Source organism: Streptomyces sp. NPDC101166 (assembly GCF_044768125.1).
Lineage (GTDB): Bacteria > Actinomycetota > Actinomycetes > Streptomycetales > Streptomycetaceae > Streptomyces.
In genome coordinates this window covers 161,694-174,628 of record NZ_JBIWPF010000016.1, presented here as the reverse complement: position 1 = coordinate 174,628, position 12,935 = coordinate 161,694, and the positions used below count along the sequence as shown (strand labels likewise).

The following is a 12,935-nucleotide window of genomic DNA, read 5'->3' as shown; positions in this document are numbered from 1 at the left end:
CGGGGGCGGGCGCCCCGGCCCCGGGGGGGGGGCGCCCCGGCCCCCCCCCGCCCCGCGGCCCCCCCCGGGGGGCGCCCCCCCCCCGGGGGGCGGCCCCCCCCCCCCCGCGGGCCTCTTCCGGTGTCGGCGCCGGGGCCGGACCGGCCGTCGCTCAGCGGTTCGCGAACTTCCAGGCGGTGGGCAGCAGGCCCATCGCCAGCGCGGCCTTGAGCGCGTCGCCGATCAGGAACGGGGTGAGGCCGGCCGCGATCGCGGCGGAGGCGGAGATGTCGGCCGCGTAGGCCAGGTACGGGACGCCGACGGCGTAGATGATCGCCTCGCCGATCAGCATGGCGCCCGCCATGCGCCACACGCCGCGGTCCGCGCCGCGCCGGGCCAGGGCGCCGACGACGGTGGACGCGAGGAGCATGCCGAGGACGTAGCCGAAGGACACCGCGCCGGCGCCGGAGGTGGCGTCGGCGAACCACGGGACGCCCGCGACGCCGGCCACCGCGTAGAGGGCGAGGGCGAGGAAGCCGCGCCCGGCGCCCAGGGTGGTGCCGACGAGCAGGGCGGCGAAGGTCTGGCCGGTCACCGGCACCGGGGAGCCGGGCACGGGGACGGCGATCTGGGCCGCGAGGCCGGTGAGCGCGGCGCCGCCGAGCACGAGCGCGGCGTCCCGGACACGGGAGGCCGGGAGGAGGTCGGCGAGGACCTGTCCGGGGCGGACGGTGGTGGCGGCGATGCTCATGGGGGCTCCGCGGGACGGGGACGGTTCGGGACACGGCGACGCTATCCCAGCGGGAGCGGTCCGCTCACCGTCAGTGGTCGACAAACGGATGATCGGCGACTTGGTGGGCTCCGGACAAAACATGGGGGTTACACCCGTGTGGACGTGACTCCGGTCACTGAGGTGGCGTGGCACGGGCTACGCGGAGCCGACGACGGACGTCTGTAGGGTTCCACCAATCGTGGCGCGGGCGTGGACCCGGCTCGTCTCGCCCGTCGGTCACCGTCTGGGCAGCCGTGGACGGCTTTGCTAGCTTCGGGCGCATGGTTGCCCAATCCCTCAACTTCTCGTCGCGTCGCCATGTCGACCTGCGACGCGTGGGCGCGGCCGCCTGTCGCCGGCCGGTGTGAGGGGCGGGCGGGGTCGATCCGCGGCGCCTCCTCGACAGCAGGCGCAGTGTCGGACCGGCCCCGAGGAAGTTCTCCATGCCCCGTACCGCTGTTTCTCCCCTGACGACGTCTCCTTCGTTCGCCGGAGCCCCGCCCTCCCCCTTCTCCCGTGTCGCGGACAGCGACCGGCGGCGGACCAGCGCCAGTGTGGTCCTGCGGTCGGTGCTGGAGCACGGGCCGGTGGCGCGCAGCACCATCGCGCGGGTGACCGGGCTGTCCCCGGCCTCCGTGACCGACCACTGCGCGCGCCTGTCCGAGCTGGGGCTGATCCGGGAGTCGGCCGCACCGCGGCGCAGCAACGGGGTCGGCCGCCCGCACGTCCCCGTGGATCTGGACGACTCGCGGTTCGTGGTGGGCGGGGTGCATGTGGCGGTGCCGTACACGACGGTCGCGCTGCTGGATCTGCGCGGGCGGGTGGTGGTCCGGCGCGAGCTGCCGCACGAGGGGCACGGGGGTGCCGAGCCCGGCGCCGTGCTGGCTCGGGCCGCCGACGGGCTGGACGCGCTGCTCGGCGCGGCGCCCGGCTGCCGGGCGCTCGGGGTGGGCGTGGCCGTGGGCGGCTGGGTCGACCGGGACTCGGGGACCGTCGTCGAGCATCCGCTGCTGGGGTGGCGGGACGTGCCGGTGAGGGAGGCGTTCCGCACCCCTGCGGGACTGCCGGTCCAGGTGGACGGACACGCGCGGGCGCTGGTGAACGCCGAGCGGCTGTTCGGGCGGGCGGGCGGCGGGCGCAGTGTGCTGCACCTGTTCGTCGGCAACGTCGTCGACGCGGCGTTCGCCACCCATGACGAGGTGCACCACGGGCCGCGCTCGCAATCGGGCGCCATCGCGCATCTGCCGCTCGCCGGGGGCGTCGAGCCGTGCGACTGCGGCCGGGTGGGCTGCCTCCAGGTGGAGCTGAGCGAGCGGACGCTGTGCCGGCGGGCCCGGGAGGCCGGGGTGATCGACGGCGTCGACCCGATGCACGTGGTCGCCGCGGCCGCCGGCGGGGACCGGGCGGCCGTACGGCTGCTGGTGCGGCGGGCGCGGCTGGTGGGGCGGGCCACGGCGCTGCTCATGGACGTGCTCAATCCGGAGAGCGTGGTCGTCACCGAGGTGGGCGCGCTGCACCGGGAGGACTGCCTGGCCGCGCTGCGGGAGGAGGTCGGGCCGGACAGGTCGGCGTCGGTCGCGCCGAGCAGCTTCCCCGACTCGGTGCTCGCGGTGGCGGGCGGCGCGGTGGCTCTCGACGTGCTCTACCGGGATCCGCTGGCGGTCTCCGCCCGGCTGCGGCCGGCCGCCTGAGCCGGTTCGACTTAATTCAGAAACTCCGAATGTTGACAGGGCTCGCACCCGGACAGGAACATCTTTCTCATGAGCTGTCGCACCCTCTGTCGCTGACGCTCCCGGCGCGCCGGGAGCGCGCCCTTCTTCCCGCCTCACGGCGCGGGAATCCACGCCTGATCAATTCTGTGTGAATTCTTTTACCGGGCCCTTTCGCGTCCGGAATTCCATGTGCAGTGTCCCTGCCTTTCCACTGTTTTCCCCTGGGGGTCCTCCCATGCCCGTTTCCCGTGCGTCCGGCCTCGACCGGCGTCTCTTCCTCACCTCTCTGCTCGGCGCCACCGCCGCTGCCGCCGGTCTGAGCGGATGCGCCGAGAGCAGCGCGGCCACCGGGTCCGAGGCCGCCTCCACCGCCGCGCTCCCGGCGACGGTGCCCGCCGGCACCAGCCTGAAGATCGCCTCCTTCCAGAACGTGCAGCAGCTCCAGTTCGAACTGGCGAGACTGCCCGAGCTGCCGTTCACCGTGTCGAGTTGGCTGAACATCGGCGCCGGCCCCGACGTCATCAACGCGTTCCGCTCGAAGTCCCTGGACCTCGCCAACAACGCGGGCATTCCGCCGATCCAGGCGCACTACCAGGGCTTCGACGCGAAGATCGTGGCGATCAATCTCACGCGCAAGCCGAACTACCTCTTCGCCACCAAGCCCGGCAGCGACATCGGGAGCGTCGCGGACTTCAAGGGCCGCAAGCTGGCGTTCTCGCAGGGCCAGGCGCAGGGGGTCGTCCTGCTGCGGGCGCTGAAGAAGGCGGGCCTGAAGTACGACGACGTGGACCTCGTGCCGCTGACCAGCAACCAGTTCCTCACCGCGCTGCAGTCCGGCCAGGTGGACATCGCGCCGCTGGCCAACAGCCAGGCCCCGGCCTATCTGAAGCAGTACGGGACCAAGGGCGCCCACACCATCGCCACCGACGTCGTCGACCTGCTCAACCTGCTGTGGGCGCCGGTGTCCGTGCTCAACGACCCGGCCAAGGCCGCCGCGATCGCCGCGTACATCCCGCAGTGGGCCAGGGGCCTGGTCTGGCAGTGGGAGAACCCCGGCATCTGGAACGAGGAGTTCTACGTCAAGACGCAGAACCTGAGCCTCGAACAGGCCAAGGCGATCACCGCCCTCGCCAACAAGCCTCTCTTCTCCCCCAGTTGGAGCGAGGCGATCAAGTGGGAGCAGGAGACCGCGGATCTGCTCGCCGAGGGCGGGTTCGTGAAGGAGTTCGACGTCGCCGAGCTCTTCGACCACCGCTTCGAACACATCGCCGCCGAGTCCGTGCCGGCCGAGTACCGGAAGTGACCGCCATGACCGCCACCACGCTGCACACGCCCACCGCACCCGCCGCCGTCGCCGACGAGCGCCCCCGGGAACGCCGCCGGAGGCTGGCCCCCGGCAAACAGCTGCCGGCCGCCCGGCTCACCGGCCCGCTGCTGCTGCTCGCCCTGTGGGCCGCCGCCTCCGCCGCCGGACGGCTCGACCCCGGCGCGATCCCCGCGCCCTGGACGGTGGTGGAGACCGGTGCCCGGCTGTGGACCGAGGGGACGCTGACCACCGACATCCTCACCTCGCTGCGACGGGCCGGCTCCGGCTTCGCGATCGGCCTGGCCGCCGGCGTGACGCTGGCGCTCGCGTCCGGGCTCTCGCGCACCGGGGAGGCGCTGATCGACGGGACGGTCAACCTCAACCGGGCCATCCCGACCCTCGGTCTGATCCCGCTGTTCATCCTCTGGCTGGGCATCGGCGAGACCTTCAAGATCGCGATCATCGCCATCGTCGTCTACATCCCGATCTACCTCAACACGCATTCCGCGCTGGCCGGCATCGACCACCGGTTCGTCGAACTCGCCGAGGTGCAGGGGCTGTCCAGGCTCCGGTTCATCCGGCAGATCGTGATCCCGGGCGCCCTGCCCGGCTTCTTCGTCGGGCTGCGGCTCGGCGTGACCGGCTCCTGGCTGGGACTGGTGGTCCTGGAGCAGATCAACGCCACCAGCGGCCTCGGCTACATGATGTTCCAGGCCACGAACTACGGCCAGTCGGACGTCATCCTCGTCGGCCTGGTCGTCTACGGGATCTTCGGCCTGATCTCCGACAGCGCCGTCCGCCTCATCGAACGGAGGGTGCTGTCGTGGCGCCGCACACTGAGCAGCTGACCCGCCCCGCCGTCCGGTTGAGCCGGCTCACCCGCTCCTTCGACGGACGGACCGTCCTCGACGGCATCGACCTGGACATCCCCGCCGGACAGTTCGTCGCCCTGCTCGGACACAGCGGCTCCGGCAAGTCCACTCTGCTGCGGGCGGTCGCGGGACTCGACCACGAGGTCACCGGCAGCGGACGGCTCAGCGCGCCCGAACGGGTGTCGGTCGTCTTCCAGGACTCCCGGCTGCTTCCCTGGCGGCGGGTGCTGCCCAACGTGCTGCTCGGCCTCGACGGCGAGGACGCCGAGGCGAAGGGCCGCGCCGCCCTCGCCGAGGTCGGCCTCGCGGGACGGGAGCAGGCCTGGCCGAGCGAGCTGTCCGGCGGCGAGGCACAGCGGGCGGCCTTGGCCCGATCCCTGGTCCGCGAGCCTGAACTGCTCCTCGCCGACGAGCCGTTCGGCGCGCTCGACGCGCTCACCCGGATCAGGATGCACGCCCTGCTGCGCGAGCTGTGGGAGCGCCACCGGCCCTCGGTGCTGCTGGTCACCCATGACGTGGACGAGGCGATCGTGCTCGCCGACCGGGTCCTCGTCCTGGAGCACGGCCGGATCGCCGTCGACCTGAGCATCGACCGCCCGCACCCGCGCTCGTACCGGGACCCGCTGCTCGGGGAGTACCGCGAGCGGCTGCTGGCGGCGCTGGGCGTCACCGAGGACGTCCGCTGACCCCGGCTCGTACGGCCTGACACCTCCACCACGCAAGGGACACCCATGACCCGGCGACTGCACCTCAACGCCTTCCTGATGAACACCGGCCACCACGAGGCCTCCTGGCGGCTCCCCGAGAGCGATCCGTACGCCCACGTCGAGCTGGGCCACTACGTCAGGCTCGCCAGAACCGCCGAACGCGGCACCTTCGACTCCCTCTTCCTCGCCGACGGTCCGCAGTTGTGGGGCAACGTCGCCCAGCGCCCGGCCGGCGCGCTGGAGCCGCTCACGCTGCTCACCGCGCTGGCCACGGCGACCGAGCACATCGGCCTGATAGCGACCGCGTCCACCTCGTACAACTCCCCCTACAACCTGGCCCGCAAGTTCGCCTCGCTGGACATCATCAGCGGCGGCCGGGCCGGCTGGAACATCGTCACCACCGCGGGCGCCGAGGCCGCCCGCAACTTCGGGCTCGACGCCGAGCCCGCCCACGCGGAGCGGTACGCCCGCGCCGCCGAGTTCCTCGACGTGGCGCTGAAGCTGTGGGACAGCTGGGAGGACGACGCGATCGTCGCCGACAAGGCCGCCGGCGTGTGGGGCGACGACGCGAAGATCCATCCGCCCCGGCACAAGGGCCGGTACTTCAGCGTCGAGGGCGCCCTCAACGTCCCCCGCTCGCCCCAGGGGCACCCCCTGCTGGTGCAGGCCGGGTCCTCCCAGGACGGCAAGGCGTTCGCGGCCCGCCACGCGGAGGCCGTCTTCACCGCCCAGCAGACCATCGAGGAGGCGCGGGCCTTCTACGCCGACCTCAAGTCGCTCACGGCGGCGGCCGGCCGGGACCCCGAGCACATCAAGGTGCTGCCCGGGATCGTGCCGGTGCTCGGCTCCACCGAGGCCGAGGCGCTGGCGAACGAACGGCTGCTGGAGGACCACATCGTCCACGAGCACGGCGTCCAGCGGCTGGAGCAGCTGCTCCAGCTGGAGCCCGGAACACTGGAGCTGGACGACCAGCTGCCCGCCGGCCTGCCCTCCGAGGACGCCGTCGAAGGCGCCAAGAGCCGCTACACGCTCGTCGTCGGGCTGGCCCGGCGCGAGCGGCTCACCGTGCGGCAGCTGATCGGGCGGCTCGGCGGCGGCCGCGGTCACCTCACCGTCCCCGGGACGCCCGAACAGGTCGCCGACACGATCGAGACCTGGTTCACCCAGGGCGCCGCCGACGGCTTCAACATCATGCCCGCGGTCCTGCCCTCCGGTCTGGAGGCCTTCGTCGACCACGTCGTCCCGCTCCTTCGCGCCCGCGGTCTGCTCCGCACGGAGTACGGCGGCCGCCGGACCCTGCGGGAGCGCTACGGCCTGCCCCGCCCCGCCAACCAGTACCTCCCCACCCCCGCCCTGGTCTGAAAGGACACCCCCATGAGCGACATCCGGATCACCAAGGTCACCGCCGACATCGGCGCCCGTGTCTCGGGCCTCGACATCTCCCGCCCCCTCGACGAGGAGAGCGTCGCCGCCGTCCGTGAGGCCCTCAACGTCCACAAGGCGCTGGTCTTCGACGACGTGAACCTCGACGACGAGGGCCATCAGGCCTTCGTCCGCCACTTCGGCGACCTGACCACCGCCCATCCGACGGTCGGCGCGGTGGAGGGGTCGCCGAACGTGCTGCCCGTGGACAGCGAGCGGGGCCGCGCCAACCACTGGCACACCGACGTCACCTTCGTGCTCAACCCGCCGCAGGCCACCACGCTGCGCAGCGTCACCGTCCCGCCGTACGGCGGCGAGACCCTGATCGCCAGCTCGGCCGCCGCCTACCGCGACCTGCCCGAGCCGCTGCGCCGGCTGGCGGACGGACTGTGGGCGGAACACACCAACGACTACGACTACGCCGTCCCGGACGAGGCGGTCGACGAGGAACGGGCCGCCCAGCGCGCCCGGTTCACCTCGATCAAGTACCGCACCGCCCATCCCGTGGTGCGCGTCCACCCGCTGACGGGTGAACGGGGGCTGTTCATCGGCGGGTTCGCGCAGCGGATCGTCGGCCTGTCGGTGGGCGAGTCCCGCAAGATCCTGGATCTGCTCCAGTCGTACGTGACCCGCCCGGAGAACGTCCTGCGCCACCGCTGGTCGCCGAACCAGCTGGTGATCTTCGACAACCGCATCACCCAGCACTACGCCGTCGACAACTACGACGGGCAGCCGCGCCGGCTGCACCGGGTGACCCTCGCCGGGGACGTCCCGGTGGGCGTCGACGGCGAGAAGAGCAGGTCGGTGGAGGGGGACGCGGCGCACTACACGCCCGTGGCCGCCTCCGTGCCGGCTCCGGCGGCCCGGGAGGCGGCGACCGTAGCGGCGTAGACACGCTCGGTCCGGCAGATGTCCGGATAGTGGTCGGCCCCTCCGCCGGTGCGCGGGGGCCGACCAGACTGGCGACGTTTTTTGTCCTCTACGCATTGGACGAGCCGCGCCCATGCCCAGCACCACCGTCGACACTCCCCCGGAGTCGGACGCCGCCCTGACCCACGGCCTCAAACAGCGCCACCTGTCGATGATCGCCCTCGGCGGGGTCATCGGCGCGGGGCTGTTCGTCGGTTCCGGCGAGGGCATCGCCGCCGCCGGCCCCTCGATCGTCCTCGCCTACACCCTCTCCGGCCTTCTGGTGATGCTGGTGATGCGGATGCTGGGCGAGATGTCGGCCGCGTACCCGTCGTCGGGTTCCTTCTCGGCACACGCCGAGCGGGCGATCGGGCCGTGGGCGGGCTTCACCGCCGGGTGGTCGTTCTGGGTGCTGCTGTGCACGGCCGTCGGCCTGGAGGGCATCGGCGCGGCGAAGATCGTCACCGGCTGGCTGCCGGGCACGCCGGAGTGGGCGTGGGTGGCGCTGTTCATGGTGGTCTTCTGCGGGGCGAACCTGGCCGCGGTGAAGAACTTCGGCGAGTTCGAGTTCTGGTTCGCGGCCCTCAAGGTGGGCGCGATCACCCTGTTCCTGGTGCTGGGCGTGCTGGCGATCGCCGGGGTCCTGCCGGGCACGGACTCCCCGGGGACCGCGCATCTCGCCGACTTCTTCCCCAACGGCGGGGAGGGCCTGGTCGTGGGCCTGCTCGCCTCGGTCTTCGCCTACGGCGGCCTGGAGACGGTCACCATCGCCGCCGCCGAGTCGCCGGACCCGGTGCGCGGTGTGGCGAGCGCGGTCCGCACGGCGATGTGGCGCATCGCGCTGTTCTACATCGGCTCGATGGCGGTCGTCGTCACCCTCGTCCCGTGGAACGACCCGAAGGTCGTGGAGAACGGCCCCTACGTCGCCGCCCTGGACCGGCTGGGCATCCCGGGCGCCGGGCAGCTGATGAACGTCGTGGTCCTGGCCGCCCTGCTGTCGGCGATGAACGCCAACGTCTACGGCGCCTCGCGGATCGCCTACTCGCTGGTGCGGCGCGGGCAGGGCCCGAAGGCGCTGGGCCGGGTCTCGGGCGGTGTGCCGCGGGTCGGCGTCCTCGCCTCGTGCGCGTTCGGGTTCGTGTGCGTGCTGCTCAGCTACTGGCGGCCCGACGACGTCTTCCCCTGGCTGCTGAACATGATCGGCGCGGTGATCCTGGTCGTGTGGGCGTTCGTCGCCGTCTCCCAGCTGCGGCTGCGCGGCCGGCTGGAGCGGGAGGCGCCGGAGCGGCTGGCGGTGCGGATGTGGGCGTTCCCGGTGCTGACCTGGGTCGCGCTGGCGGGCATGGCGGCGGTGCTGGTGCTGATGGCCCGGGAGCCCGGCACGCGCGTGCAGCTGTACTCGACGGGCGCGATGACGGCGTTCCTGGCGGTGGCCGGCTACCTCTGGCAGCGCAGGCGCGCCGCGCCCTGACGCGCCCTCCCCCCACCCGCGAGGCCCTCATGCGACCGGCATGGGGGCCTCGCCCTTCTGCCGGCGGCCGGTGCCGTCCGCGGCGGACGGGAGCGTCGGGTGCTGTTCGCACCGGGCTGTTTGTTGCTACCGTGCAGTTGCAAGCAGCTCGCAATAAGCTGCGTGAGACGTCCTGCCTCGTGATCGTCTTCTCACCCTTCACGGCGGCGGGCGGAGAGAAGGCGGCCCCCGCGAGGACGTGACTCGCGGGGGTCGCCGGTCTCAGGCCCCCTTGAGGGCCGCACCTCACAGATTGCTGAAGTCCGGGCCCTTCGTCCTGGTCCGCTTGAGCTCGTAGAAGCCGGGGACGGAGGCGACCGCGAGGGTGCCGTCCCACAGGCGGGCGGCCTCCTCGCCCTTCGGGGCGGGGGTGACGACCGGGCCGAAGAACGCGATCTGCTCGCCGTCGGGGCCGGGCACCGCGATGACCGGGGTGCCGACGTCCTGGCCGACCTTCTCTATGCCCTCCTTGTGGGAGGCGCGCAGCTCGGCGTCGAACTCGAAGTCCTCCTGGTCGGCGTAGTCGATGAGATCGGCGGGCAGTCCGACGTCGGCGAGCGCGCCGGCGATGGCCTCCGGGGTGGGGCCCTCGCCGTTGTTGTGGATACGGGTGCCGAGCGCGGTGTAGAGCGGGCCGAGGACGTCGGCGCCGTGCTTCTGCCAGGCGGCGGTCACCACGCGGATCGGCTTCCACGCCTTGGTGGCGAGCATCTCGCGGTATTCCTCGGGAAGTTCGTCGAGCTTGTCCTCGTTGAGGACGGCGAGGCTCATCACACGCCAGCGGACCTCGATGTCGCGGACCTTCTCCACTTCCAGGACCCAGCGGGAGGTCATCCAGGCCCAGGGGCACAGCGGGTCGAACCAGAAGTCGACGGGGGTCTTGCCGGCGGTGGCGCTCTCGGACATGTCTCTCCTCGGCAGGAAGCGTTTCCGGGGTGAACGCGCCGCCCGGGCAGGTCATTCCCCGGTGCTCCCGGTCAGGGGCGCATGGCAGGATCGGTGCTGTCCTGCGACTTGCGCCAACGCCCGAGGGAGTACCGCCCGTGCCCGGTGAAAACCTGTCCCGCGACGAGGCCCGGGAGCGGGCCGCCCTGCTGTCCGTCGACGGGTACGACGTGTCCCTCGACGTGCGGTCGGCGGTGGACGACCCGGCGGGAGGCGGCGACGGGGCCGGGGAGGGTCCGCGCACCTTCCGTTCCGTCACCACGATCCGCTTCCGCTGCAACGAGCCGGGCGCGTCGAGCTTCGCCGACCTCGTCGCCCCGAGCGTGACCGCGGTCACCCTCAACGGGCGCGATCTGGACCCCGGCGAGGTCTTCGACGGCTCCCGCATCCTGCTGGAGGACCTGGCCGCGGAGAACGAGCTGGTCGTCGACGCGCAGTGCGCGTACTCCCGCACCGGCGAGGGGCTGCACCGCTTCGTCGACCCCGAGGACGGCGAGGTCTACCTCTACACGCAGTACGAGCCGGCCGACTCCCGGCGGGTCCTCACCACCTTCGAACAGCCCGATCTGAAGGCTCCGTTCCGCTTCGAGGTGCGGGCGCCCGAGGACTGGGTGGTGTGGAGCAACGGCGTGGGCGAGCGCACCGACGGGGTGTGGCGGTTCGCGGAGACGAAGCCGATCTCGACGTACATCACCTGCGTGGTGGCGGGCCCGTACCACTACGTCACGGATCTCTACGAGCGGACGTTCGAGGACGGCACCCGGCTGGAGATCCCCCTGGGCGCGCTGTGCCGCAAGGGCCTCGCGCCGCACTTCGACGCCGACGACGTCTTCGAGATCACCAAGCAGGGCCTGGACTTCTTCCACGACCACGTCGACTACCCGTACCCCTTCGGCAAGTACGACCAGGCGTTCGTCCCCGAGTACAACCTCGGCGCGATGGAGAACCCGGGGCTGGTGACCTTCCGCGAGGAGTACATCTTCCGGGGCAAGGTGACGAGGACGTCGTACGAGGCGCGGGCCAACGTCATCCTGCACGAGATGGCGCACATGTGGTTCGGCGACCTGGTCACCATGCAGTGGTGGGACGACCTGTGGCTGAAGGAGTCGTTCGCCGACTTCATGGGCTCCTTCTCGATGGTCGGGGCGACCCGCTTCACCGACGGCTGGATCACCTTCGCCAACCGCCGCAAGGCCTGGGCCTACCGCGCCGACCAGCTGCCGTCCACCCATCCGATCACCGCCGACATCCGCGACCTCCAGGACGCCAAGCTCAACTTCGACGGCATCACCTACGCCAAGGGCGCGTCCGTCCTGAAGCAGCTGGTGGCCTACGTCGGTCAGGACGCGTTCCTGGAGGGCGCGCGGCGCTACTTCAAGCGGCACGCGTACGGCAACACGCGCCTGGGCGACCTGCTGTCGGTGCTGGCCGAGACCAGCGGGCGGGACATGGGCGCCTGGGCGCGGTCCTGGCTCCAGACGGCCGGGGTCAACTCGCTGACGCCGCAGGTGCTGCTGGACGCCTCGGGGCGGATCGACGAGCTGGCGGTGCTCCAGGAGGCCGCCGAGTCGCATCCCGAGCTGCGCCCGCACCGGGTGGCGATCGGCCTGTACCGCCTGCCGGAGGGCCGGCTGGAGCGGTACGCCCGCGCCGAGGCGGACGTCGACGGTCCGCGCACGGTGGTGAGGGAGCTGGCGGGCGCGGAGGCGCCGGAGCTGGTGCTGGTCAACGACGAGGACCTGACGTACTGCAAGATCCGCTTCGACGACACCTCGCTGGCGACCCTCAAGGGCCACCTCGGGGACGTCACCGACCCGCTGGCGCGCGCCCTGTGCTGGTCCGCGCTGTGGAACCTGACCCGCGACGCGCTGCTGCCGGCGCGGGACTTCGTGGACCTGGTGCTGCGGTTCGCGGGGCGCGAGTCCGACATCGGGGTGCTCCAGATGCTGCACGCGTGGGCCGGCTCGGCCCTCGCGCACTACGTGAGCCCCGCGTGGCGGCCGGTGGGCGAGCGGCTGCTGGCCGAGGGCGCGCTGTCCGAGCTGCGGTCGGCCGGGCCGGGCAGCGAACACCAGCTGGCGTGGGCGCGGTTCCTGGCGTCGGTGGCCTCCTCGGGGGAGGACTTCGAGCTGCTGCGGGGGCTGCTGGACGGCACCGCGAAGATCGACGGCCTGGACGTGGACCAGGAGCTGCGCTGGGCGTTCCTGGAGCCGCTGGCCGCGCACGGCGTCGTGGACGAGGGCGTGCTCGCCGCCGAGCTGGCCCGCGACGACACGGCGTCGGGCAAGCGGCACCAGGTCCGTTGCCTGGCGGCCCGCCCCTCGGCGGCGGTCAAGGCGCAGGCGTGGGCGCAGCTCGTGGAGTCGGACGCGCTGTCGAACGCGCTGGTGGAGGCGACGATCGCGGGCTTCGCGCAGCCCTCGCAGCGGGAGCTGCTCGCGCCGTACGCGCCGAGGTACTTCGAGGTGATCGAGCGGATCTGGGAGGAGCGGTCCATCCAGATCGCGATGCACGTGGTCAGGGGGCTCTTCCCGGACCTCCAGGACTTCCCCGGCACGCTGGAGGCGACGGACGCGTGGCTCGCGGCGCACGAGTCGGCGCCGCCGGCGCTGCGCCGGCTGGTATTGGAGGCGCGGGACGACCTGGCACGGGCGCTGCGCGGCCAGGCCTGCGACGCGGCCGCCGAGGCCGGCACCGGCTGACGCCGGGGGTGTGCTGTCGTGGCAGCCCAAGCTCTGGCCTGAGATCCGGCGGTCCGTGACCGTTACGGAATTCAGGCAATCCGACCCGTAACCCCTGGC

At 72.3% G+C, this 12,935-nt stretch carries 10 protein-coding genes; 8 read left to right on the top strand and 2 right to left on the bottom strand.

Annotation, left to right across the window (positions count from 1 at the left end; genetic code table 11):
- Positions 1-151: 151 nt before the first annotated feature.
- On the bottom strand, positions 152-730 hold the full coding sequence (locus ACIRS4_RS27160) for a biotin transporter BioY (RefSeq protein ID WP_404200946.1): 579 nt from the start codon (positions 728-730) through the stop codon (positions 152-154).
- A 464-nt stretch (positions 731-1,194) separates the two neighbouring features.
- Here ACIRS4_RS27160 and ACIRS4_RS27155 point away from each other — a divergent pair, with 464 nt between their 5' ends.
- The 7 genes from ACIRS4_RS27155 (at position 1,195) to ACIRS4_RS27125 (ending at position 9,150) form a co-directional block, all read left to right on the top strand.
- Positions 1,195-2,442, top strand: a complete 1,248-nt coding sequence (locus ACIRS4_RS27155) for an ROK family protein (RefSeq protein WP_404200944.1) — start codon at positions 1,195-1,197, stop codon at positions 2,440-2,442.
- Between the two features lie 256 nt (positions 2,443-2,698).
- Positions 2,699-3,766, top strand: a complete 1,068-nt coding sequence (locus tag ACIRS4_RS27150; protein ID WP_404200942.1) for an ABC transporter substrate-binding protein — start codon at positions 2,699-2,701, stop codon at positions 3,764-3,766.
- A 5-nt stretch (positions 3,767-3,771) separates the two neighbouring features.
- On the top strand, positions 3,772-4,617 hold the full coding sequence (locus ACIRS4_RS27145; RefSeq protein ID WP_404200940.1) for an ABC transporter permease: 846 nt from the start codon (positions 3,772-3,774) through the stop codon (positions 4,615-4,617).
- Positions 4,593-5,327: an ABC transporter ATP-binding protein gene (locus tag ACIRS4_RS27140; protein WP_404200938.1), complete on the top strand. Its 735-nt coding sequence runs from the start codon at positions 4,593-4,595 to the stop codon at positions 5,325-5,327. The genes ACIRS4_RS27145 and ACIRS4_RS27140 overlap by 25 nt, the downstream gene beginning before the upstream one ends.
- Before the next feature lie 45 nt (positions 5,328-5,372).
- A complete protein-coding gene (locus tag ACIRS4_RS27135) occupies positions 5,373-6,710 on the top strand; it encodes an LLM class flavin-dependent oxidoreductase (protein ID WP_404200936.1) in 1,338 nt (445 codons plus the stop codon).
- 12 nt (positions 6,711-6,722) lie between these two features.
- Positions 6,723-7,661, top strand: a complete 939-nt coding sequence (locus ACIRS4_RS27130; RefSeq protein ID WP_404200934.1) for a TauD/TfdA dioxygenase family protein — start codon at positions 6,723-6,725, stop codon at positions 7,659-7,661.
- Positions 7,662-7,773: 112 nt separating this feature from the next.
- Positions 7,774-9,150, top strand: a complete 1,377-nt coding sequence (locus ACIRS4_RS27125; RefSeq protein WP_404200932.1) for an amino acid permease — start codon at positions 7,774-7,776, stop codon at positions 9,148-9,150.
- A 285-nt stretch (positions 9,151-9,435) separates the two neighbouring features.
- Here ACIRS4_RS27125 and ACIRS4_RS27120 read toward each other — a convergent pair whose 3' ends face one another.
- The gene (locus ACIRS4_RS27120; protein WP_404200930.1) at positions 9,436-10,095 is read right to left on the bottom strand and encodes a DsbA family protein; all 660 of its coding nucleotides are present in this window, start codon (positions 10,093-10,095) and stop codon (positions 9,436-9,438) included.
- Between the two features lie 137 nt (positions 10,096-10,232).
- Between ACIRS4_RS27120 and pepN the strand changes: the two genes are divergently transcribed.
- Positions 10,233-12,836 carry an aminopeptidase N gene (gene pepN, locus ACIRS4_RS27115; protein WP_404200928.1) on the top strand — a complete coding sequence of 868 codons (2,604 nt, stop codon included), beginning with the start codon at positions 10,233-10,235 and terminating at the stop codon, positions 12,834-12,836.
- Positions 12,837-12,935 lie beyond the last annotated feature (99 nt).